We start from the raw sequence: 21,318 nt of genomic DNA, 5'->3' as shown, positions 1-21,318 counted from the left end.
CCCGGATGACGCGGTGCGGGTGTCCGTGAAGAAGACCGAAGGAAAGGACGGGGATGTGCGCAACGACTGCGACGTCCTGATCGTCGGTGCAGGCCCCTCGGGCGCGGTCGCCGCCCAGGAGTTCGCCCGCGCCGGAATGCGGGTCACGTGCCTGGAACAGGGCGACTGGCCCGACTACGAGAGGGCGCGCGCGGGGTATGCCGATTTCGAGCTCGTGTCCCGCAAGCACTGGAACTGGGATCCGAACCAGCGCCGCGCCGGCGGTGACTATCCCATCGACGACGCCGAGTCGGACGTCACCGCCCTCATGTACAACGGTGTCGGCGGCAGCACCGTCCTGTACGCGGCCCACTGGGAACGGTTCCTGCCCTCGGACTTCCGGACCCGCACCATGGACGGCGTCGGCGACGACTGGCCGATCGGGTACTGGGATCTGGAGCCCTACTACGACGAGGTCGAGCGGCAGTTCGCCGTCAGCGGCCTCGAGGGTGATCCGGCGCTTCCCCCGAGCACGCCCCCGCCGCTGCCGCCCGTGCCGCTCAACAAGCTCGGCCGGCGGGGCGCGGAGGCGCTGAACAGGCTCGGCTGGCACTGGTGGCCCGGCAGCAACGCCATCGCCACCGCCGAGTACGGCCCCCTGCACGCGTGTGCGCAGCGGACCGCCTGTCCCTTCGGCTGTCCCACCGGAGCCAAGGCGTCCGCGGACCGCACCCACTGGCAGTCCCTTGCCAAGGACCAGGTGCGCTTGACGGTACGGGCGACGGTCGAACAGATCCTCCTGGACGACCGGGGCCGCGCCGCCGGCGTCACCTATCTCGACGCTGACGGAGTTCGCCATGAGGTTCGCGCCGGGGTCGTGGTGCTGTGCGCCAACGCGATCGGCACGCCCCGCATCATGCTCGCCTCGGCCGACGGGTCCGGGGTCGCCAACTCCAGCGGCCTGGTCGGCAGGCGCCTCATGATGCACCCGTTCGGCAACGCGATCGGGATCTTCGACGAGGACCTGGAGTCCTGGCGCGGGCCGCTCGGCCAGTACCTGCACTCCCTGGAGTTCTACGAGACCGACCGTTCCCGCGGCTTCGTGCGCGGCGCGAAATGGAATCTGATCCCCTCCGGCGCGCCGCTGTCGTTCATGCTCCCGGGTACCTGGGGGGACGAGCCGGTGTGGGGCCCGAACTTCACCCGGCTGCTGCGCGAACGGCTCGGCCACTCGGCAATCTGGGGCGTCATCTGCGAGGACCTGCCCGACCCCGCGAACCGGGTGCTGCTGGACGACGGTGCCGCCGCGGGCGGCGTCCCCGGCGTGCGGATCCAGTACCGCACGTCCGACAACACGCGGGCCATGATGGCCTGGCATTTGGAGCGCCTTTCCGAGGTGCTCGACGCCATGGGAGCCACCAAGAAGATCTTCAATTCGGGTCTGCGCGGCACCGGATGGCATCTGTTGGGCACGGCCGTGATGGGCGAGGACCGTGAGGCCTCCGTGGTCGACCCGCACGGCCAGTGCCATGACGTGCCCAACCTCTACGTCTTCGACGGCTCGGTCTTCCCGACGTCCTCCGGCGTCAACCCCACCGCGACCATCGCGGCCAACGCGCTGCGCTGCGCCCGGTCCCTGGTCGCTCGCCGCCGCGATGTGGAGGTGACCTCGTGACCACCGCGGAGAACGGGGAGACGCGGGACACGATCGTGCCGCCGGAGGCCCGCCGGCGGCTCGGGCAGATCGCGGACGCGCTGATCGAGGCCGGCGCCGGGCTCCCGTCCGGGACGCAGGCCGGTGTGCACACCGGCCTGCTCGACCAGGTGATCAAGGCTCGTCCCGACCTCGTCCCGCCACTGCTGCAGGCGCTGGACGCGCTGGGACCCGGCCTCGACCTCGCGGCGGTCGAGCGGCTGGCCGAACGGCGACCGGAACTGCACGAGGCGCTCACGCTGGTCGTGGCGGGCGGCTACCTGATGTCGCCGCGCGTCGCCGCGCTGCTGAAGTACCCCTTCCAGGAAGCCAAGATCGTCGATCCGCGAGAGATCGCGGTCGTCGTCGAGGAGGGCCTGCTCGACCCGGTCGCCGAACGCGCGCCCCTCTACCGGCTGCCCCCGGACGCACCGCCGGAGCACCGCCCGTGACCGGGCGGGGAGGCAGCCCGTCCCACACCCACTTGGAGGTAACGGCAATGAGCCGCCAGCACTACGTTCCCCTGTTCCACGAGCGGGTCCGGTCGGGCCGCGCCCTGATCGGCGCGGGTGCCGGTACCGGCCTGTCCGCCAAGTGCGCGGAGGAGGCCGGTGTCGACTTCATCGTCATCTACAACGCGGGCAGGTTCCGCATGGCCGGGCGCGGGTCGATGGCGGGGATGATGCCCTACGGCAACGCCAACGACATCGTCGTGGAGATGTCCGCAGAGGTCCTCCCGGTGGTGCGCAGGACACCGGTGCTCGCCGGCGTCTGCGCCACGGACCCGTTCAAGAACATCCCGCTGTTCCTGGGGCAGCTCAGGGAACTCGGATTCGCGGGGGTGCAGAACTTCCCGTCGGTCTGCCTCCTGGACGGCAGCGTTCGGGCGGACCTGGAAGCCACCGGCTACGGCTTCGACAAGGAGGTGGAGATGGTCCGCACCGCCCGCGAGATGGACCTGATCACGGCCGCCTACGTGCGCACCGAGCAGGAGGCGCATGACATGGCCGCCGCGGGCGCCGACATCGTCGTGGCGCACGTCGGGCTGACGGCCGCCGGGATGATCGGCGCCAGGTCCCCCATGTCGCTCGCCGACGCGGCGGCGCGGACGCGGGAGATCCGCGACGAGGCCAAGTCCGCTCGGGAGGACGTGCTGGTCGTGTGCCACGGAGGACCGATCGCCACGCCCGACGACGCCCAGGAAGTGCTGCGGATGGTCCCGGGGGCCGCCGGTTTCCTGGGCGCGTCCAGCATGGAGCGGCTGCCCGCGGAGACCGCCCTCGTCGACACCATGCGGCGCTTCACCGAGGTCTCCGTCGAACCCGCCGCCGACGGTCCGCACGAGAGGGAGGTCATGGCGTGAAGCTCTTCCGTACCGCGGACCTGCTGAAGGACCCCGCACCGGTCCCCGAACCGGAACGCTTCACCGGCGCCGCGTTCAGCTCCTCCGTCCAGGGGTGCCCTACCAGCAAGGCGACCACCGCGCTGATCCGGCTCGACCCGGGCGTACGCGGCCACTGGCACAGCCACGCCGACGGCCAGGTGATCCACATCGTGGCGGGTTCCGGCTTCGTCGGGCGCCGCGGACGCGACCCGTTGGAGGTGACCGGAGGCGACATCGTGTGGATCGAGCCGGGCGAGGAGCACTGGCACGGGGCCTCCGACGCCGGGCTGGCCCAGCTGGCCGTCTCCTTCGGCGCCATCACCTGGCTGGAGCCGAGCACATGACCACCGGTGCCGAACCCTCCTACGAGGAGATCGCCGAGGCGGTGCTCGACTCCGCCTCCCGGCCGCTCCCCGGAGAGGTGGCGAAGGCCGCGCGCCGGACGCTCTTCAACGTCCTGGCGGTGGCCCTGGGAGCGTCCGGCTCTCCCCAGGTCGGCAGACTCGCCACCGCCCTGGCCGCACCGACCGGCATGCCCGCGGCTCCCGGGATGCGCGAGAACGCGAGCCCGGCCGACGCAGCGCTGCTCACCGGCTTCGCCGCGCACCTGGACGACTTCGACGACACCCACCTGGTGACGGTCATCCACCCCGGAGCGAGCGTCCTCGGTGCGGCGTGGGCGGCGGGCTGGCCCGCCGCCGCCTCCGGACGGGACCTGCTTACGGCCTTCGCCCTCGGCTGCGAAGTGCAGCTGCGGCTCGGCCTGGCGGTCAGTCCGGAGCATTACGACCGTGGCTGGCACATCACCGGTACCTGCGGGGTCGTCGGAGCCGCGGTAACCGCCGGACTGCTCGGCGCGCCCGGTCGCGACCGGCTGGCGGCCGCACTCCGGCTGGCGTCCCTGCAGACGCTCGGGCACCGGGAGGCGTTCGGTACGGAGGTCAAGCCCTTCCACGCCGGGAAGGCGGCCGCGGGTGGGGTACTGGCCGCCGCGGAGGCCGCCCGCGGCCGGTTCACCGCGGGCGCCGCGGCAGTCCTCCCGGACACCGGCGGGCTGCTGCGCGCCCTCGCGCCCGGGGGCCGGTCCCCGGGCCGCCTTCTCGACGGGTTCGGGACGCGTTGGGAGCTGGCCGATAACACCTTCAAGCCCTATCCCTGCGGCATCGTCGCGCACCCCGGTATCGACGCGGCCGTTGGAGCCCACGACCGCGGTGTAGCCCCGGCGGACGTCGTCCGGATCCGCTACCGCTGCCATCCGCTGGTTCCGGAGCTGATGGGGCGGCTCGACCCGCGGACCGGTCTGCAGGCGCGCTTCTCGGCGGTGCACGGGGTGGCCGCCGGCCTTGCCCGCGGCACCGGCGGGCTCGCGGAGTTCGGCGACGCGGCGGTGGCCGACCCGGTGCTGGCCCGCCTGCGGGCGCGCGTCGAGCTGTGCCCGGAACCCCGCATGCCGCGGGACTCGGCCGTACTGGAGATCCACACCGCCGACGGGGGAACCGTCGTGTCGGCCATCGAGCACGCGCGGGGAAGCCTGCAGCGCCCGCTGACCGACGACGAGCTCATCGGCAAGGCCGAGGCCCTGGCGCCAGGCCGGGCACGGGCGATCTGGGAGGCGGTCGCGCGCCTGGGGGAGGGTTCCGGGCCGGGGACCGTCCAGGCGCTGCTGGAGGAGACCCGGAGGGAAGTGGTGGCCCGATGACCGCTACCGAGGGGACGACCGCGAGCGTCGCCGGCTTCGTCGCCGAGACGCCCGTCCCGCCGGACGCGGCCGCCGCCGCGACGGCTCTGTGCGAGAACCTGTCGGGACTGGAGGCGGCGTCCGTCCGCGACCAGCGGGCGGCGGTCGCCTACTGGGTCGCCTGCGCCCTTCTGCATCACGCCGGCAGCGCCGACGCCCTCGCTACGGAAAGTCTGGCCGCCGGGCTGGAACCCGCTCTGCGGGTGCGCGACTCGCTGGACGGCCACGTCGTGGGCGGGTGGGATCCGGTGTGCGCGGCCGTGCTCGTCGGCTCTGCCTGCGCCGCCGCCCGCCACGACGGCCTGGACGGGGAGGCGACGGCCCGCGCGGTCGCCATCGCCGTCACCCAGGCGTCCGGGCTGGAGATCCTGTCGGGCACCCTGCTCGGAACGTTCCAGCGACGCATGGCCGCCCGCAACGGACTGGAGGCCGCCCGGCTGGCCGGCGCGGGCATGACCGCTCCCGTCACCGGCCTGGAAGGAAGGCGCGGCCTGTACGCGCTGATGGCACCCACCGCGGACCCGGCCGCCGCGGCCGACCGGCTCGGCCGGCGGTGGCTCGTCACCGCGCTCCCGACCGCGGAAGCCCGGACCCCGCCGCCCGGCCGGCAAGAGCGACGGCCGAACCCGATCGAGCGAGCCGCGGAGGCACTGTCATGACGGCGACCGCCACGCTGGCCGACCGGCTGCGGCCGGACCGGACGGCGCTGATCCTTGTCGACCTGTCCAACGACTTCGTCCATCCACGCGGCAAGACCGCCACCGTGGGCGGCCGGGACGTCAGCCACGCCCAGCGGGTCCTGCCCGTCGCCGCCGAGCTCGCCGAGGCCGCCCGCGACGCCGGGGTGGCCGTAATCCACAGCCAGCACACCACCCTGCCGGGCGGCGCCTGTGACTCACCGGTGTGGCGGGACGCGCGCTCACGCGCCGCGTACTCCGCCCCCGACATCTGCCTCGACGGATCCTGGGGGCAGGAGATCGCCGAGGAGGTCGCGCCCCGGCCCGGAGACCATGTCGTCAAGAAATACCGCTACGGCGGCTTCACCGGGACCAACCTGGAACTGATCCTGCGGAGCCTGGGACGCGACAGCGTCCTCTGCTGCGGCGTCTCCACCAACGTCTGCGTGGACACCACCGCCCGCGAGGCGTTCGCTCGCGACTTCTACGTCACGATCGCCGCCGACGCCTGCGCGTCGTGGGACATGGGTCTGCACGCCGCGGCGCTCCGCACAGCCGAGAGCCGGTTCGCCGTGGTGGCGGCGACCGGGGACGTCCTTGCCGTCTGGACCTGACCGACCCCCACAAGGAGGCCACATGATCGCAGAACTGCGCTACTACACCATCACGCCAGGCCACACCGAGGCGCTGCTCGACCAGTTCGTCGGCACCAGCCTCCCCCTGTTCGCCAAGCACGGCATCACCGCGCACGGCCCCTGGCTGCGGCGGCTGACCAAGGGGGAGCAACTCGTCTACGTCCTGGAGTTCGCCGACGAGCACGACCGCGAGACCCGCTGGACGGCGTTCCGCGAGGATCCCGAATGGCAGGCGGTCGTCGAGGCCGGCCGGGGCCAGGTCCCGCACATCGCGGGCAGCGAGATCGTGGAGCTGAGCCGATGAGCTCCCTTGACACCGCCGTCCGCGTCCACGGCCACCACATCGCCGGAGAGCGGGTCGACGGCCCGCTCCTGGAGCGACGCGCCCCGGCCTCGAACAGGGTTGTGGCCCGCTATGCCGCCGGCACGGCGGACGACGTGGACGCCGCCGCCTGCGCCGCCGCCCGGGCGTTCGCATCCGCGGAATGGCGGCGCACCCCCGCGATGGCCCGTGCCGGGCTCCTGGAGAACCTGGCCGCACTTCTGGAACACGACGCCGACCGGCTCGCCGCCCTCGACTCCGAGGAGGTCGGGAAGCCGCTGGCGTTCGCGCGCGGCGACATCGGGCTCGGCATCGCGCACGTCCGGCAGGCCGCGGCGCTCGCCCGCACGTCCAAGGGCGAGGCCTACACCGGCCTGGCACCCGCGTACACCGCGCTCGCGACCCGGGAACCGGTGGGGGCCGCCGCGCTGATCATCCCGTGGAACTTCCCGGCACTCGTCCTCCTGCAGAAGCTTCCCTACGCCCTGGCCGCCGGGTGCACCGTGGTGGTGAAGCCGTCGGAGTTCACCTCCGGCAGCGCGCTGGAGATCGCCGCCCGCTGCGAGGACGCGGGCTTCCCGCCCGGGGTGGTGAACGTGGTCACCGGCACGGGGCCCGGCGCCGGGCTCCCCATGGTGACCCACCCCCTGGTCTCCTACGTCTCGTTCACCGGATCAACGCGCGTCGGCCGGGAGGTGATGCGCGCGGCCGCCGACTCCCTCACCCGGGTCGGGCTGGAACTGGGCGGCAAGACCGGCAACGTGGTCTTCGCCGACGCCGACCTGGAAGCCGCGGCCGACGGCATCGTCTTCGCCGCCTTCGCCAACCAGGGGGAGTCGTGCGTCGCCAGTTCGCGGCTCCTCGTGGACGAGACCGTGGCCGACGATTTCACCGCCGCGGTCGCCGCCCGCGCGTCCGCGCTGCGGGTGGGGATGCCCGACGACCCTCGGGCCGACATCGGGGCGCTCATCCACCACGAACACCGGGACCGGGTCCACGCGGCCGTGCTCGCCGGGGTCGACGCTGGCGGGAAGGTCCTGACCGGGGGGAGTCCACCCGACGACCCCGAACTGGCGGAGGGCGCCTTCTACCAGCCGACCGTGATCGCCTCCGTGGACCGCGAGTCGCCGGTGTTCCAGAAGGAGATCTTCGGGCCCGTCCTGTCGGTGACGACTTTCGGCACCGACCGGGAGGCCGTCGAGCTGGCGAACGCCACAGAGTACGGCCTCGCCCAGTCCCTGTGGACCCGGGATCTCGACCGCGGCTTCGCGGTCAGCGGTGAGCTGCAGGCCGGCACCGTCTGGGTGAACACCGCCAGCGACGGGTCACCGGCGCTGGCGTTCGGCGGCGTGAAGGCGTCCGGCTTCGGACGCGAGGGCGGGGAGGAGGGAATGCGGGAGTTCACCGAGTACAAGACGGTGCAGTTCCGCGGAGAACCCCGCGTGAGCCCGTTCGCCGGAAAGGGGGCGGTCCGGTGAACCTCGTCCACATCGTGCTCGTCAGGCCGCGGGACGGGCAGGAGTCGCGGGCCGACGACCTCGCCTCCCGGCTCGCCGCGCTTGCCGCCGAACTGGGCGCCGGCGACGTCTACGCCGGCCCCGACGTGAGCATCGAGCCGTTCGGCGGCGGCTACACGACCGGGCTCGCCATCGCCTTCCCCGGCGAGCGCGCCCGCGATGCCTACCTTCGAAACCCCCGGCACGCCGAGTTGGCCCGCGAACTGCCCGCGGCGGCCGATTCGGTGCTGGTCGTCGACCTGCCGGCGGCCGCCACCGGCCTCGCATCCCAGGGAGCGCAGCGGACATGACGGAAAGCATCGGCTTCATCGGCCTTGGCGCGATGGGGCTCGGAATGGCCGGCAACCTCGTCAAGGGCGGCCACGAAGTACACGGATACGATCCCTCGCCGGAACGCCGCGAGAAGGCCGCCGAGGCGGGCGTCCGGCTGGTGGACTCCCCCCTGGAGGCGGCCAGGGCGTCCTCGGGCGTGATCCTGTCCGTGGTCCGGGACGCCGCGCAGACCCGCGAGGTCCTGCTCGGCGAGCATGGCGTCGCCCAGGAGGGCCGCCCGCTCACCGTCGTCGTGGCCAGCACCCTCGACCCCTCCACGATGCGCGCTCTGGCGGCCGAACTCGGCGGACACGGCGTGACCGCCGTCGACGCGACCATGTCCGGGGGACCCTGGGGTGCCGAGGCGGGCGCACTGACGCTGATGGTGTCGGCCGCGCCCGAGGTGTTCGGACGGCTTCGCCCCCTCCTGGACCTCATGGGCCGCAACATTTTCCATGTCGGAGAGGAGGTGGGCACTGCCCAGGCGGCCAAGCTCGCCGTGCAGCTCACCTTCGGCGTCAACATGCTGGGCGTGTACGAGGCGATCCGTCTGGCCGACGAGTTCGGCGTTGCTGAAGACCAGTTGATGGAGATGCTCTCGGTCAGCGTGGGCGGCAGCTGGGTCGTGGACAACTGGCGGCGTGTCAAGCCCTGGTGGGAGCACTACGTGCCCGGCGAGGACCTCGACATCCTCCTGAAGGACATGCGGTCGGTGCAGCGGGAAGCGGACACTGGCGACTTCCCCATGCCCGTCACCGCGCTGGCGTTCCAGCTCATGCGGCACGTGTGGCCGGCATGGGCCGCGCTCAAGGGTGCCCGGGCCGGGGAGGCGCCGGAATGATCAGGGTGGCGGCCCCCGACGGCACTCGCCTGGCCGTCGAGGTGGAAGGGGCCGGTCCGCCCCTGCTCTTCCTGCATGAGGTGGCCGGTGACCTGCACGACTGGCGAGCGCAGGTGGCGCATTTCACCGACCGGTACACCTGCGTTCGCTACAACGCGCGCGGCTACCCGCCGTCCGACGTCCCAGTCGGCTCGGACAGCTACGGGCAGCACATCGCCGTCCAGGACGCGGTCGCCGTCCTGGACGGGCTGGGCTTCGACGCCGCCCACGTCGTAGGCCTCTCGATGGGCGGCTTCTGCGCCGTCCACCTGATGCTGCAGCACCCGGAACGCTGCCTCAGCGCGACGGTGGCCGGGGCAGGGTACGGCTCGGCGCCGCACCAGCGGGCCGGGTTCACCGAAGAGGCGCACACGGCCGCCCGCATGTTCCGGGAGGACGTGCGGGCTGCCGCGGACGCCTACCAGAACGGCCCCACGCGTGTTCAGTACCGGCTCAAGGACCCTGACGGATGGCGTTCGTTCGGCGAACGGTTGGCCGGACGGGACCCGATCGGCATGTCGCTGACGTTCTCCCAGGTTCTCGCCGAACGCCCCTCGCTGTACGACCTGTGCGACCGCCTGGCGGCGGTGCGGACCCCCGTCCTGCTGGTCGTCGGCGACGAGGACGATGGTTGCCTCGACGTCAAGGTCATGCTCAAGCGGACCATCCCCGGGGCCGCCCTGGCGGTGTTGCCGCGTACCGGCCACACCATCAACCTGGAAGAGCCCGGGGCGTTCAACGCGCTGCTCGACGACTTCTTGGAGAAGGTCACCCACGACCGGTGGGTGCCCAGGGACCCCGCCACTCTCGGTCGCGGTCTTGTCGGCATGACACCCGTACGGCTCGAAGCGAAGGAGTTGCCATGACCACCGAGCGAGACGACGCTCCTGCCGTCCGCCAACTGCGTCTTGTCATCGAGGCGGAGGACTATGAGGCCGCCGTCGCCTTCTTCCGCGACGCACTCGGCCTGCCCGAGCAGGCCGCGTTCTCGGGCGAGGGTGACGCCCGGGTGGTGATCCTCGACGCCGGCCGGGCGACGCTTGAGATCGCCAACCCGGCGCAGAAGCGGCTCATCGATGAGGTGGAGGTGGGCCGGCAGGTCGCGCCGAAGTTCAGGGTCGCGTTCGAGGTCGGCGACACCCGCTCGGTCAACGAGCGATTGTTGGACGCGGGTGCCGAACCCGTCGCCCCGCCCACCGTCACCCCCTGGCAGTCGCTCAACGCCCGCCTGGACGCGCCCGGCGGCGTGCAGATCACGCTGTTCGAGGAACTGACGACCCCGGAGGAGCGCAGTGGGCTGGACGGGTTCGGCACCGAGCAAGACCAGTCCGATGCCACCCGAACCTGAACCGCTGCTGATCCGCGGCGCGCGCCTGCTCGACTCGACCGCCCCGGTCGACGTCCACCTGGCCGGCGGGCGGATCGCTGCGATCGGCGACCTCCCGGCCCCGCCGGCCGCGAAGATCATCGACGCCGAGGGCGGGCTTCTGGCGCCCGCCTTCGTCGAACCTCATTTCCACATGGACAAGGCGCTCACACACCCGGACCTGCCCCCGAGCGACCATGACCACCCTCTGGACGCCGCGCTCGAGCGCACCCGGTACGTCAAAGTCCGTTACACCCCCGAGGAATTGAGGGACCGCGCGACCACCGCGATCCGGCTCGCCGTCGGCCACGGCGTGGGAACGCTGCGCGCCCATGTCGACGTCGACCCGGTGGGGGGACTGTCGGCCCTCGGCGTCATGGCCGATCTGCGGGACCGCCACCGCGACCTGATCGACATCCAGCTCGTGGCGTTTCCCCAGGAGAGCATCGTCCGCGACCCTGGAGCGCTGCGGCTCCTCCGCGAAGCCCTGACCTCGGGCGCCGACGTAGTCGGCGGGGCCCCCGACGTGGAGGAGCCCGGGGACCGGCCCCGGCACCTCGACCTGCTCGTCGAACTGGCCGCGGAGACCGGCGCGGACCTCGACGTCCACTGCGACTACAGCTACGATCCCGCCCAGCGCGACCTGGAGGAACTCGCGCGCAGAACCGTCGACGCCGGCCTCACCGGCCGCGTCCGAGCCGGTCACTGCTGCGCCCTGGACGCCTACGACGAAACGACCGCTACCGAGGTCGTCGAAGCCGTGCTCGCCGCAGGGATCGCCGTCTGCGTCTGCCCGATGGGCAACCTGCTGCTGGTGGGGGACTCTCCCTGCCCCCCAGGCAGGGGAGTGGCCCGTCTCAGGTCACTGCTCGCCCAAGGTGTCCCCGTCGCCGCGGGAGGCGACAACATGAACGACATGTGGTTCCCGTTCGGCCGCCTTGATCCGGCGGAGGTCGCCATGGTGACCGCCATCGCCGCCCGCATGTGGTCGGACCGGCAGCTCAGGCAGGTCTTCGACATGGTGACGGTGAACGCGGCGCACTACGTCGGCGCACCGGCCGAAGGCATCCAGGTGGGAGCCGTGGCGGACCTGGTGCTGTTCTCGGCCGCCCACCTCAGCGACGTGCTCCGGAACGCCCCCGGCCATCGAACCACCATCAAGCGAGGCCGCATAGTAGGCGGCGCTACTTCAACTGTCTGGACGGCCTGAAGCCGAAACCAGCCACCGTGTGGGCGTTAGCCTCGGGCTTTCACCGGCTGGCGGGTGTGAAGTGACCGTTCAGACAAGAAAAGTGCCTCTGTGCTGGGAGGGTGAGGCTCGTCGAAGGTCCTGTCCGTGTCAGTTCAGAAGACAGTTTTACGTGGAGACTGCAGATCGTCCTGCCAAGCTCGTGGTGTCTTCGCACGGGGTGAGAATCGTAGGTCAGGCCAGCGGGAAAGCGTGCATTCGAGCGTAAGGTTGTGTGCCATGTCGACCAGGTCGGCTACTTTCAAGTGGAAGCGATAAAGCGATCAAGAGAGGGCGGTGTTCGTTTTGCGCCGACCCGCGGCCGGTTCCCGAACGTCGGCACGATGTGGTGATCGATCAGGTAGCGGTACCTGGCCTCGGTGGCGGCCTCCGGATCCTGTCCCGGCCACCACGACTCGACCCAGTCGGCCGGTAACGCCGTCCCGTCACGGGGATCGTTCCAACTATGTCGCCGGATACCGGCCTCCTGCTCCTCACCCCAGTTCAGCGCGGCCTTCTTCGTCTCGAACCCCGACTGCGAGGCCGCGCCACCCGCGCGCTGGTCGACCTGGCGCGGGATATTGACGCCGACGGCACCGCCGACCGCATCCGCTCCTGGCGGAGCCGGCCCCGCGCGCAACCAAACGAGGGCAGAGCTGGCAAGAAAGCCGGCAAGTTCGCCAAGCGGGTAGTCTTCGGACCTCGCCCCTGCCTCAATGCGGCCCTGCCATGCTGAACATTCCCGACTTGACCACCGGTCCCGAACCGCTACTCCGCCTCGCGGAACCGTCGAGGGATACAGCGGCACGGGCCGAGTTGCGGCACCTGGATGATGTGGTGGCGTGCGACGCACGCTGGCGGCTTCCGACGGACATTTCACGGGTGCGTGCGGGGCTGGCTGTGCTGTCTACCGGCCCTGGGAGTCCGGGGCCGCAGTGCGCGGGGGTGGCTTTGCGTGCACTCGTGCGCGCGGGAATGGTTGCGGTGGCATTCGCCCCCGCAGCGGCGCCGGCCTACGCGGAGGCGGCCCGGGCTGCCGGGCTGGCGGTGCTGGTTCCGGCGGGGCCTTGGGATGCCAACGAGACCCTGCGCCGGGTGCTGCGCAGGCAGCTGATGCAAGAGCGGGAGAACGCGCGCAGAACCGCCCGGGTGCTGACGCTCTCGGCGTCCTTGATGGAACAGGCCGCGGGTCCAGCGCGGTTGCTGCGGGAGGTTGCCACCCTTACCGGCGGTCCCGTGAAGCTCATCGAGCCGGGACAGGCGGAATGGGACTGGCTGGCCGCCGAACAGCCGCAGGAAGTGGAGCTGGTGCGGTGCGGGCGGGTGCGTACAGCCGTCGTGCCGTTCGGTGAGCAGGAGCTGGTGCTGCACGCTGTCGGGCGCGACCGGCCGCACCGGGTGTTGGCCGCGCTTCGGTCTGGTGGCTGGCCGCCGTACCTGCGGCAGTTGCTGGCCCACGTGGCGGGGCAGGTGGCCCTGCTGGACTGTTCGGTGCGGTACCGCCAAGACCGGGAGGTGCTGTGCACCGCGCTGCGAGGCGTGCGGGTGTCGGTGCTGCAGTACCTCATGCTCGGCAACTGGGAGGGCGCGGTACGGGTTGCCGAACCGCTGGCCCGGCTGGGCGCGGCTGAGTACGGCGTCGGTGAAGTGCTGGCCGCCGGACGCGGTGTCGTGGCCGTGGTGCAGTGCGCGCCCGGAGAAGACCGCACGGGAACTGCTGCTGCCTGCGAGGAGGCGGTGGGCGATGGCGGGCTGGTGGTCCCGTGTCCAGCGGACCCACGGCACATCATCGTGGTGCTACCGCAGGACGCGGACGACAAGGCGGCGCCACTGGCCCTGCTGCGGCCGGTAGTGGGGCAGAGGCCCGGACGTCTCGCAGGTGTCTCCGGACCACGGCCGTGGTCCCAGACTGCCTCGGCCTACGGGGCCGCGATACGGGCGCTGACGGCCGCCGAGAACGTTCCGGAGGGAATCGTCCGGGACGCCGACAGCTCCTCGCTCTTGACGTTCCTGTCCCCGGAGGCACGCACGTGGGCTCACCAGGTCTGCGCCGGGCTATGGAAACTCACGGCGGAACAGCGGGCCCAGGCCGTGCCGACCGCTCGCCACACGCTGGCGTACGGGGCGCTGCGCGCGGGGCGGTTGCTCGGCGTCGACCGCACCACGGCAAACAAACGGCTCCGTGTGGTGATGCAGGCGATGGGACTGGATCACCGGCAGGTCGCGCACCGTGCGGTGGCGGACCTGGCCTTCCAACTCGCCGACCTGCCGCTGCTGCCGGACCACGCACCGGAGCCACCGCCCAGACTGCGGACGCTGCTGCAGGAGCCGGCGGTCGTGAACTGGGCGACGCGCGAACTCACCGTGCTGGATCAGACGAGTGATGCCACACGACTGCTGGCCAGTTGGTTCGCGCACAACTGCCACGCGGGCGCGACCGCCACGGTGCTGGGGATGCACCGGAACACCTTTGCGGCCCGGCTATCGGCGGTGGGGGCGCTATTGAGGCTCCCTCTGGGAGAGCAGGGGGCCGCTCCGTACCAGGTGCTGCGGCTGCTGGTGGCCGCCGGGCAGATCTCGGTGACCGCCGTGCCGGATCCGGTGGCGCCGCGCAGCTGACCGATGCTCCAGACCGGCGCACCTCACATGCACAGCGGGCCACCTCGGCTGCATGGGGCGTGGCAGCAGCCACGTATGTAGGTTCCGTTGGTGTTGGAACACGTCAGCCGTCTGGACCGTATCCAGACCGGGTCACGATCCGAGCGCCAGGAGATGCAGTTGAGCACAGTTCGCAAACATGCAACCGGCATACGGGTCCCCATGGTCACGGCACTCGCCGGTGGCCTGTTGGGTATCGCTGCCCAGCCCAAGCGGCCGTAGACGACCGCGCGGCCTCCTGATCCACTGCGGGGAACTACGCCAGTGCATTGTGCGGGAGCGGTTTCGATAGCCTCCGGGTCGCGGACTGGTGCGACTCACGAAAATACCCGCTTTCGACCACGGTCTACGGGCCGCGGGTCACCAAGCAGTCCGGCGTCCCATCCCCGCGCTCGAATGTGTTCGGGAACGACTATTGCTGCCACATCGTCAGGGCGTAGGTCGACGTCTACTGAGGCGTGTCCGGTGGATCATGCGTTGATCCAGCGGCGGCTGGTTCCTCGCGCGCGCCCAGCGCGTGGCAGGAACCAAAGAGGGCGACCAGCCGGAGCCTGCCTCAACTTCAGGGTTCGCAGGTGAACACCTTGATCAATTAACGACTTTCATCCCTTTGTGGAGCTTTCAGAAAAGCTCCCTCGCCCGACTTAATGATCTTGAGTTGAAAGGGGGACGTCATGCGTCACAGCGACACCAGGTGGGACTAGGAACGCCCTCACGACATTTGTGCGAAGGAGGTGAACCATGAGCAAGGACACCAGGTGGGACTAAGTTGAGACAGACCTCTGGCCCGGCTCTGCCGGGCCAGTCGCTTTGGGGCGTGTCGCGGTGAGCCTCCAGCCGGATCCAGCAGCTCGGACGGTCGGCTACCGGGATCTGTTCGCGCTGGTGGAATACCGTGCGGTGTTCACCGCGAGCGCGCTGTCCTGGGTTGGGGACTATCTGTGCAAGGCCGCGGTCGCCTTGCTGGTGTTCGACCGCACCGGCTCGGCGATGGCCTCGGCGGCGGCCTTCGCCATGAGCTATCTGCCGTGGCTCACCGCCGGGCCCGTCCTGGCGGCGATGGCCGAACGGCGCGCGTCCCGCTCGGTGATGATCTTCTGTGACCTCGCCAGAGTGGTGCTGGTCGCGCTGATCGCGCTGCCTGGCGTTCCGGTACCGGTCATGCTGGCGCTCCTGGTGGTCGGTGGCCTGTTCGCCCCGCCGTTCGAGGCGGCCCGCTCAGCCCAGCTCCCCCAGATCCTCACCGGTGACCGGTACGCGCTCGGTCTGGCCCTCAACAACTCCGTCTTTCACCTCGCGCAGGTCGTCGGGTATGCCGCCGGAGGGATCGTCGCCGGCTACAGCCCACGTGTGGCACTGCTGTTGAACGCCGCGACGTTCGGCCTCTCCGCCCTGCTGTTGCACCGCCGCGTCCATCTGCGGCCCGCGACGCTCCCCAGCGAGCGCCGCACTACACTGTGGCAGGAGACCAGGCAGGGGTACTCGGTCGTCTTCGGCGACCCGCTGATGCGCATGATCGCCTTCATCAGCTTCAGTGCGGTCACCTTCGTGATCGTTCCAGAGGGGCTGGCCGCCGCTTGGGCGGGTCAGATGGAGGGGGGCGGCGCGGCCCAGGGGTTGATCATGGCTGCCAACCCGCTCGGCGTCGTGGTCGGGGGCCTGGCCCTGACGCGCCTGCTGCCCGCCGAGACCCGGACCCGGCTGATCCGGCCGCTGGCGGTCCTGGCCCCCTGCACCCTGATCCCCGCCCTGTTCGATCCGCCGCTGTGGGCCGTGCTGATATCGGTCACCGCATCCGGCGTGATCATGTCCTTGCTGCTGCCCTCGGCCCAGACGCTGTTCAAGGAGGTCCTGCCCCGCCAGTACCGAGCTCGGGCGTTCGGCGTCATGAGCAGCGGCGTCCAGATCGCCCAGGGCTCGGCGATCCTGATCACCGGAGCGCTCAGCGAACACCGGTCCCCCTCGGTCGCCGTAGGCGCGTGGTGCACCGCCGGAACCATGCTGATGCTGCTGATCACCTGGCGGCCGTTTCCCCGCGTCCCGTCGCCGTCCGCGCCCCTCGTCACTGTCAAGGAGCACGATGAGCACCCCCGTAATGCCCCCACCCGGTAGCGCCGTGGACAAAGGTCGTCCCCACGCACCGGCGGTCTGTTCCTTCCAGCGAGCGTCGAGGCCCCCGCACCGGTGACGCCATCGGGGAGATGCTCATCGCTCCCCTGGAGGCGTCCTTGACCCCAAGGGGACACGGACAGGCACCACCTGGCATGACCGGTGGCAAGGGCGTCGCCGAGCGGGCCTTCCAGCAGTGGCCCGTCGGCGGCGCGATCGCGGGTTTGAGGATGGCGTTCACTCGTCCAAGCGTAGAGAAACGGCTTGCTCGCAAGTCCGGGCGGACCTCGGCCACCATGCGGGCCGCGCGCCTGCGCGCCGCACGAAACTCCTTGTTCCGCCTGGATGTCGACCGCTACGCGCATCCGGCCCTTTACGCCACCCTGGTCCGTGCCCCTCGCCAAGGCCTTCCCCGACTACTCGACGTTTCGGCCAGCCTGCGAGATGTTCCCCAATTTACTGGCGTGTTGAACGCCGCCGTCCACCGCGAGGCCGCCGACGAGATCCTCGCGGCGCAGCACGCGGCGTACGCGACGGGTCTGGCCCGGTAAGCCCAGAGCTGTGCGACGACTTCTATCGACTGCGCGCGGTGGCGACGGCCGCCGGCACGATGGCCAGTGCCAGGATGCCGCCGCCGATGGCCATGAGTGGGTAGCCGGCAGCGGCGACGACGAGGCCCGAGGCCATGCCGCCGGTGGCGCCGGCGATGGCGATGGCGACATCGACCTGGCCCTGGGCCTTGGCGCGGGTGGCTGGTGGGACGGCGTCGGTGATGATCGCGGTGCCGGTGACGATGCCGAAGTTCCAGCCCAGACCCAGCAGCGCGAGGGCCACCGCGAGCGGAGCGACGGAGTCGCCGGGGGCGCTGGCGGCGACGATTCCGGCGGCGAGCAGGATCAGCCCGGAGGTGGCGGCGATCGTGAGGCGACCATAGCGGTCGACGAGCCAGCCGGTCACGGGTGAAGGCAGGTACATCGCGCCGATGTGGATGGCGATGACGAAGCCGGAGCCGTCGGTGCCGTGGCCGTGGTCGCGCATGTGGACGGGCGTCATCGTCATGATCGCGACCATGACCAGCTGGGTGAGCACCATGACCAGCGCGCCGACCAGCAGGCGTGAGCGGTCTCCATCGACCGCCGGGCGCGGTCGGCCGGTGGCGTCCCCCGGCTGCGCGCACGCTGCGGCGGTGCGCTCGGCTTCCAGGGCGCCGGCCAGCAGCAACGGGTCGGGGCGCAGCCAGATGGCCAGAATCAAGGCGGCCATGGCGTAGGCGGCGCCGGCGAGAAGGAACGGCCCGGCCAGGTAGGGGATGCCGAGGGTGCGAGCGAGGTCGCCGGTGGGTGCGGCGAGGTTGGGGCCGACCACGCCGCCCAGGGTGGTGGCGACGAGCACGGTGGACACGGCGCTGGCGCGATGTGCGGGGGACGCCAGATCGGCTCCGGCGTAGCGGGCCTGCAGGTTGGTGGCCGCGCCGGCGCCGTAGACGAACAGCGAGAGGAACAGCAGGACGGCGTTGCCGGCGACGGCCGCGGCGATGACGCCCGCGCTGCCGACGGCGCCGGCCAGGTACCCGGCGGCAAGGCCGGGGCGGCGGCCGCGGGCTTGGGAGATGCGCCCGACGGCGAGGGCCGCCAGCGCGGAACCGGCGGTGCCCAAAGCGCTGGGCAGACCGGCAAGGCTGGTGGAGCTGAGCATGTCCTGCGCGAGCAGGGCACCGACCGTCACCCCGGCCGCCAGTCCACCGCCGCTGAGGACCTGAGCGGCGACCAGGACGATCAGGATGCGACGCTGCACCTGGGTACGCGGGAGGTCCTCGGTCCGGGCGGGCACGGTATTCGTCACGAGAGAGTTCTTTCGATAGGCGTGAACCGCTCGCAACGGCGCCACCAGCGCCGTTGCGAGGGATACGGGCGACGGGGAAACGGCGTCCGGGGGGCGAGGAGATCACAGGTGGGGCCGGGCGGCCGCGGCTCCGATCGGCCCGTCAGCCCCGGTCGCCGAAGTCAAGGCGGTTGACCAGCCCAGCGGCGGTGAAGGCGGCCACCAGTTCGTCACGGCCCTCGGTGAAGTGTGCCCAACCGTCGTAGTGGACGGGAACCACCCGGCGGGCGTCGAGGATCTTGACAGCCTCGGCGGCCTGGGCGCTGTCGAGGACGATGAGCTCGTTGTCGAAGAGGACGGTGAAGCGGGGAGCCCCGGCGAAGAGGATCGCGGTGTCCACCGGGTCGAACCGTTCGGCGATCTGCTTGACCAGGTCGAGCGAGGCGTTGTCGCCGCTGACGTAGACCGTGGGCAGGCCCTCCCCGGTCAGGACGAATCCGACGACCTGGCCGGTGATCGGTTCGACCTCCTCACGTGTGCCGGGCCCGTGGATGGCGGGCACGCCCGTGACGGTGATCGTGCCGCCGCCGGGACGGTCCAACTCGATCGACTCCCAGTCGGCCAGTCCCTTGGTCCCGTCCCCCAGACGCTGCCCGCCCCCGGGCGTGGTGAGGGTGAGGGGGATGTCGGCGAGCAGTGCTCGGCCGGAGTCGTCGAGGTTGTCCGGATGCTCGTCGTGAGAGAGCAGGACCACGTCGATACGGCCGAGGTCGCCCGGCGCGGCGGAGGAAGGCGCGACTTTGGTCAGCTGGCCGCCCGGCACGTGGTACTCGCGTGGTGGGTCGAACGTCGGGTCGGTCAGAAATCGCAGGCCGCCGTACTCGAAAAGGGCAGTCGGGCCGCCCAGGACGCGGATCTGGAGCGGCTCGGTGGTCGTGCTGGTACTGGCCATTCAGGGTACCTCACGGATGAGAAGTGGTTTATCCGTGAAGGACGGTAGTGGCTTCTCACGGACGAACGCAAGCCGTACCATGAGAGTCATGAGTGAGGCCCTGACCGCCGAGTCCGCGCTGCCGCCCGCGCCGGGGGCGGGGGACTATCTCGCCCTCGACTTCGTCAACAGCGTCATCGCGCTGCCCGCGGGACACCTCATCGATCTCCTCGGCACCCCCGCGGCGACGAATCAGTGGCTCACTGAGCGCGGCCTCGCCCCGGCCGATGCCGGGGTGCAGGAGATGTGCACGACGCAGCTGCGCTCCCTGCGTGAACACATCAGGGCATTGTTCGCCGCCCATGTCGCCGGGCTGCCCGCTCTGCCCGCGGCGCTGTCCGCCGTCAACGACGCGCTGAGCAGGGTCCCCACGGCCGCCCTGCTGCAATGGGACGAGAAGAACGGCCCCTACCGGGCGGCCCCATGCCCCACCAACGAGATCCTCGACCACGCCCTGGCGACCCTCGCAGCCAACGCGGCCGACCTGCTGACCGGTCCCGATGCCGAGCGCCTCACCGCCTGTGGTTCCACCCCCTGCAACCGTTACCTGCTGCGCCACGGCCGCCGCCACTGGTGCTCCATCCGCTGCGGCGACCGCGCCCGTGCCGCACGCGCCTACGCCAGACGCGCCCAGCCGAACGCAGACTGAACGAATGTGCCGGTGCAGTGCTCGCGGGCGGTCGCATGGGCGGCCCGGAAGCCAGCGAGGCGGACCGCGGTGAAGTGCTCATCGCCCTCGATCCAGCATCGACGTCCCGCCTCAAAATCATCTCAATCCGGGTGGAGGCCTCGTCGGCATGGGCCCGCCGCGCTTGCACCGATCGCAGCGGTGCGCGGTGGTCACAAGCAGTGGTCCCCGCGGGCAGTCCCGCCCGCGTCCCCCGCGGCCAACTCCGCCACGGCGGTCGGCGAGCGGGTAACGCGAGTACAGCCCCGGGGTCGAGCACGTGCTCGACAACATCCGGCTGCTGCTGGCCTCCGGGCTGACCAGGGGCGCTTGCCCTTCGCCCGCGGAGCAGGCCGGTCGGGTCGTGCCGGCGTAGGTCAGCGTCGGGGAGCACCGCGTTTGGCTTCAGGCGGGGGAGATGAGCGCGGCGGGGATCTCGGCGAAGATTTCCACGGCCAGCCGGAGGCGCACCCCGTCAACGTCGGTATCAGAATGGCTGCTCACCGCCTTGACCAGTGCCCGGGTGGTGTCCTGGCAGTAGCCCAGACTGTGCGCCTGCAATGCGGGGACGGCTTCCGACAACTCGCGGGCGGTCAGGAAGCGGCGATCCCAGTCTGGGTCCATGGCGCTCAGGGTGGTGTCCAACGCTGTGCGGAGAGCCTCGATCAGTGAACCGTTCATCGGTGCTGCTCCTGATGACCGCGCCGGTGCTCCTGGCTCCGCCGCTGGCCGGCGGGCCGGTGAACCGGGGTGTGTCGGCCCGCGTGCTGATCACGGTCTCGCTGGCGTTGTTCGCCGGCGGTAACGCTTGGCTCACCGTGATCGGCCCGTCCACTTCCATCGCCGTCATCGCCGGGCCCCTGCTGATGGTCGGGCTGGGCGCCGGGCTGTCGTTCGGTGTGGGTGATGGAGCGGCGATGAGCCTAGTCGAACCCGAGCAGGCCGGGATGGCCACGGGGTTCCTCAACACCATGCGCATCGGCAGCGAAGCCATCCTCATCGCTGTGTACGGCGCCGTCCTGGTCAGCCTGATCGGCACTCGCGTCGGCTCTCAGGAACTGGCCGCGAAGGTCGCCGCGGGAGACCTGACCGGCGGCGACCCTGCCGTGCTGACCGCGGGATTCACCCACGCCCTGCACATCGCGCTGTGCGGAACGGCCGCCGTGTGCCTTGTCGGCACGGTGGCCATCGCCGCCGCACTGGCCCGGCCGCGCCGAGTCGCCGCCAACCCCGGCTCGAACGACTCTCCGCTCCCCACCAAGGTCGCCTGAACAAAGGTCTCTGCGTGAGCACCGATGGTCTGCGCAGCCCCGTGGGACATCGCCAAAGGCCCCTGGCAGT

At 71.1% G+C, this 21,318-nt stretch carries 23 protein-coding genes; 19 read left to right on the top strand and 4 right to left on the bottom strand.

Annotated elements, in window-relative coordinates:
- Positions 1 to 55 precede the first annotated feature (55 nt).
- Genes CHC11_RS12835 through CHC11_RS12770 form a run of 14 tightly spaced genes read left to right on the top strand, consistent with a single transcriptional unit; the run spans position 56 to position 11,713 of the window.
- A complete protein-coding gene (locus CHC11_RS12835; RefSeq protein ID WP_218826055.1) occupies positions 56 to 1,654 on the top strand; it encodes a GMC family oxidoreductase in 1,599 nt (532 codons plus the stop codon).
- Positions 1,651 to 2,124: a hypothetical protein gene (locus tag CHC11_RS12830; RefSeq protein WP_089311923.1), complete on the top strand. Its 474-nt coding sequence runs from the start codon at positions 1,651 to 1,653 to the stop codon at positions 2,122 to 2,124. Before CHC11_RS12835 ends, CHC11_RS12830 begins: the two co-directional genes overlap by 4 nt.
- Before the next feature lie 47 nt (positions 2,125 to 2,171).
- The gene (locus CHC11_RS12825) at positions 2,172 to 3,035 is read left to right on the top strand and encodes a phosphoenolpyruvate hydrolase family protein (protein WP_089311922.1); all 864 of its coding nucleotides are present in this window, start codon (positions 2,172 to 2,174) and stop codon (positions 3,033 to 3,035) included.
- A complete protein-coding gene (locus CHC11_RS12820; RefSeq protein WP_089311921.1) occupies positions 3,032 to 3,400 on the top strand; it encodes a cupin domain-containing protein in 369 nt (122 codons plus the stop codon). Before CHC11_RS12825 ends, CHC11_RS12820 begins: the two co-directional genes overlap by 4 nt.
- Entirely contained in the window at positions 3,397 to 4,755 is a 1,359-nt protein-coding gene (locus CHC11_RS12815) for an MmgE/PrpD family protein (protein WP_089311920.1), read from the top strand. Before CHC11_RS12820 ends, CHC11_RS12815 begins: the two co-directional genes overlap by 4 nt.
- The gene (locus tag CHC11_RS12810) at positions 4,752 to 5,453 is read left to right on the top strand and encodes an MmgE/PrpD family protein (RefSeq protein WP_089311919.1); all 702 of its coding nucleotides are present in this window, start codon (positions 4,752 to 4,754) and stop codon (positions 5,451 to 5,453) included. Before CHC11_RS12815 ends, CHC11_RS12810 begins: the two co-directional genes overlap by 4 nt.
- Positions 5,450 to 6,085 carry a cysteine hydrolase family protein gene (locus CHC11_RS12805; protein WP_089311918.1) on the top strand — a complete coding sequence of 212 codons (636 nt, stop codon included), beginning with the start codon at positions 5,450 to 5,452 and terminating at the stop codon, positions 6,083 to 6,085. Before CHC11_RS12810 ends, CHC11_RS12805 begins: the two co-directional genes overlap by 4 nt.
- 22 nt (positions 6,086 to 6,107) lie before the next feature.
- Positions 6,108 to 6,410, top strand: a complete 303-nt coding sequence (locus CHC11_RS12800; RefSeq protein WP_089311917.1) for an NIPSNAP family protein — start codon at positions 6,108 to 6,110, stop codon at positions 6,408 to 6,410.
- Entirely contained in the window at positions 6,407 to 7,906 is a 1,500-nt protein-coding gene (locus CHC11_RS12795; protein ID WP_179278826.1) for an aldehyde dehydrogenase family protein, read from the top strand. Before CHC11_RS12800 ends, CHC11_RS12795 begins: the two co-directional genes overlap by 4 nt.
- Positions 7,903 to 8,235: a Dabb family protein gene (locus tag CHC11_RS12790; RefSeq protein ID WP_089311915.1), complete on the top strand. Its 333-nt coding sequence runs from the start codon at positions 7,903 to 7,905 to the stop codon at positions 8,233 to 8,235. The genes CHC11_RS12795 and CHC11_RS12790 overlap by 4 nt, the downstream gene beginning before the upstream one ends.
- Positions 8,232 to 9,098, top strand: a complete 867-nt coding sequence (locus CHC11_RS12785; RefSeq protein ID WP_089311914.1) for an NAD(P)-dependent oxidoreductase — start codon at positions 8,232 to 8,234, stop codon at positions 9,096 to 9,098. The genes CHC11_RS12790 and CHC11_RS12785 overlap by 4 nt, the downstream gene beginning before the upstream one ends.
- Entirely contained in the window at positions 9,095 to 10,003 is a 909-nt protein-coding gene (locus CHC11_RS12780; protein ID WP_089311913.1) for an alpha/beta fold hydrolase, read from the top strand. The genes CHC11_RS12785 and CHC11_RS12780 overlap by 4 nt, the downstream gene beginning before the upstream one ends.
- On the top strand, positions 10,000 to 10,485 hold the full coding sequence (locus CHC11_RS12775) for a VOC family protein (protein WP_089311912.1): 486 nt from the start codon (positions 10,000 to 10,002) through the stop codon (positions 10,483 to 10,485). Before CHC11_RS12780 ends, CHC11_RS12775 begins: the two co-directional genes overlap by 4 nt.
- Positions 10,469 to 11,713 carry an amidohydrolase family protein gene (locus tag CHC11_RS12770; RefSeq protein ID WP_089311911.1) on the top strand — a complete coding sequence of 415 codons (1,245 nt, stop codon included), beginning with the start codon at positions 10,469 to 10,471 and terminating at the stop codon, positions 11,711 to 11,713. The genes CHC11_RS12775 and CHC11_RS12770 overlap by 17 nt, the downstream gene beginning before the upstream one ends.
- 280 nt (positions 11,714 to 11,993) lie before the next feature.
- Here the strand turns inward: CHC11_RS12770 and CHC11_RS40250 are convergent, their stop codons facing one another.
- Positions 11,994 to 12,371, bottom strand: coding sequence for a hypothetical protein (locus tag CHC11_RS40250; RefSeq protein ID WP_143227047.1), 378 nt, complete (start codon positions 12,369 to 12,371; stop codon positions 11,994 to 11,996).
- A gap of 344 nt (positions 12,372 to 12,715) precedes the next feature.
- Between CHC11_RS40250 and CHC11_RS12765 the strand changes: the two genes are divergently transcribed.
- From CHC11_RS12765 to CHC11_RS12755, 3 genes are all read left to right on the top strand, one after another.
- A complete protein-coding gene (locus CHC11_RS12765) occupies positions 12,716 to 14,350 on the top strand; it encodes a helix-turn-helix domain-containing protein (protein ID WP_179278825.1) in 1,635 nt (544 codons plus the stop codon).
- Between the two features lie 864 nt (positions 14,351 to 15,214).
- Complete coding sequence (locus tag CHC11_RS12760) at positions 15,215 to 16,501, top strand: MFS transporter (protein WP_179278824.1); 1,287 nt, start codon at positions 15,215 to 15,217, stop codon at positions 16,499 to 16,501.
- A gap of 152 nt (positions 16,502 to 16,653) precedes the next feature.
- Entirely contained in the window at positions 16,654 to 17,049 is a 396-nt protein-coding gene (locus CHC11_RS12755; protein WP_089311908.1) for a hypothetical protein, read from the top strand.
- 22 nt (positions 17,050 to 17,071) lie between these two features.
- Here CHC11_RS12755 and CHC11_RS12750 read toward each other — a convergent pair whose 3' ends face one another.
- Together CHC11_RS12750 and CHC11_RS12745 are read right to left on the bottom strand one after the other, a co-directional pair.
- Positions 17,072 to 18,340 carry an MFS transporter gene (locus CHC11_RS12750; RefSeq protein ID WP_089311907.1) on the bottom strand — a complete coding sequence of 423 codons (1,269 nt, stop codon included), beginning with the start codon at positions 18,338 to 18,340 and terminating at the stop codon, positions 17,072 to 17,074.
- A 142-nt stretch (positions 18,341 to 18,482) separates the two neighbouring features.
- On the bottom strand, positions 18,483 to 19,271 hold the full coding sequence (locus CHC11_RS12745) for an MBL fold metallo-hydrolase (RefSeq protein WP_089311906.1): 789 nt from the start codon (positions 19,269 to 19,271) through the stop codon (positions 18,483 to 18,485).
- A gap of 88 nt (positions 19,272 to 19,359) precedes the next feature.
- Here CHC11_RS12745 and CHC11_RS12740 point away from each other — a divergent pair, with 88 nt between their 5' ends.
- A complete protein-coding gene (locus CHC11_RS12740; protein WP_089311905.1) occupies positions 19,360 to 19,959 on the top strand; it encodes a CGNR zinc finger domain-containing protein in 600 nt (199 codons plus the stop codon).
- Between the two features lie 423 nt (positions 19,960 to 20,382).
- Here the strand turns inward: CHC11_RS12740 and CHC11_RS12735 are convergent, their stop codons facing one another.
- The gene (locus tag CHC11_RS12735; protein WP_245919133.1) at positions 20,383 to 20,658 is read right to left on the bottom strand and encodes an acyl-CoA-like ligand-binding transcription factor; all 276 of its coding nucleotides are present in this window, start codon (positions 20,656 to 20,658) and stop codon (positions 20,383 to 20,385) included.
- On the opposite strand from CHC11_RS12735, the gene CHC11_RS12730 reads away from it, so the two are divergent.
- On the top strand, positions 20,646 to 21,248 hold the full coding sequence (locus CHC11_RS12730) for an MFS transporter (RefSeq protein ID WP_143227045.1): 603 nt from the start codon (positions 20,646 to 20,648) through the stop codon (positions 21,246 to 21,248). The two genes, CHC11_RS12735 and CHC11_RS12730, sit on opposite strands and share 13 nt — an antisense overlap.
- Positions 21,249 to 21,318: the final 70 nt, after the last annotated feature.

The organism is Actinomadura mexicana (genome assembly GCF_900188105.1).
Classification (GTDB): domain Bacteria; phylum Actinomycetota; class Actinomycetes; order Streptosporangiales; family Streptosporangiaceae; genus Spirillospora; species Spirillospora mexicana.
Note: the sequence above shows the minus strand (reverse complement) of the source record. Positions and strands in the feature narration are given on the sequence as shown.

Coding starts and splice junctions, on each gene's coding strand:
- CHC11_RS12780 (WP_089311913.1), top strand. CDS start 9,095: ATGATCAGGGTGGCGGCCCCCGACGGCACTCGCCTGGCCGTCGAGGTG.
- CHC11_RS12740 (WP_089311905.1), top strand. CDS start 19,360: ATGAGTGAGGCCCTGACCGCCGAGTCCGCGCTGCCGCCCGCGCCGGGG.
- CHC11_RS12795 (WP_179278826.1), top strand. CDS start 6,407: ATGAGCTCCCTTGACACCGCCGTCCGCGTCCACGGCCACCACATCGCC.
- CHC11_RS12825 (WP_089311922.1), top strand. CDS start 2,172: ATGAGCCGCCAGCACTACGTTCCCCTGTTCCACGAGCGGGTCCGGTCG.
- CHC11_RS12770 (WP_089311911.1), top strand. CDS start 10,469: ATGCCACCCGAACCTGAACCGCTGCTGATCCGCGGCGCGCGCCTGCTC.
- CHC11_RS12755 (WP_089311908.1), top strand. CDS start 16,654: ATGACCGGTGGCAAGGGCGTCGCCGAGCGGGCCTTCCAGCAGTGGCCC.
- CHC11_RS12805 (WP_089311918.1), top strand. CDS start 5,450: ATGACGGCGACCGCCACGCTGGCCGACCGGCTGCGGCCGGACCGGACG.
- CHC11_RS12745 (WP_089311906.1), bottom strand. CDS start 19,271: ATGGCCAGTACCAGCACGACCACCGAGCCGCTCCAGATCCGCGTCCTG.
- CHC11_RS12815 (WP_089311920.1), top strand. CDS start 3,397: ATGACCACCGGTGCCGAACCCTCCTACGAGGAGATCGCCGAGGCGGTG.
- CHC11_RS12785 (WP_089311914.1), top strand. CDS start 8,232: ATGACGGAAAGCATCGGCTTCATCGGCCTTGGCGCGATGGGGCTCGGA.
- CHC11_RS12800 (WP_089311917.1), top strand. CDS start 6,108: ATGATCGCAGAACTGCGCTACTACACCATCACGCCAGGCCACACCGAG.
- CHC11_RS12735 (WP_245919133.1), bottom strand. CDS start 20,658: ATGAACGGTTCACTGATCGAGGCTCTCCGCACAGCGTTGGACACCACC.
- CHC11_RS12810 (WP_089311919.1), top strand. CDS start 4,752: ATGACCGCTACCGAGGGGACGACCGCGAGCGTCGCCGGCTTCGTCGCC.
- CHC11_RS12775 (WP_089311912.1), top strand. CDS start 10,000: ATGACCACCGAGCGAGACGACGCTCCTGCCGTCCGCCAACTGCGTCTT.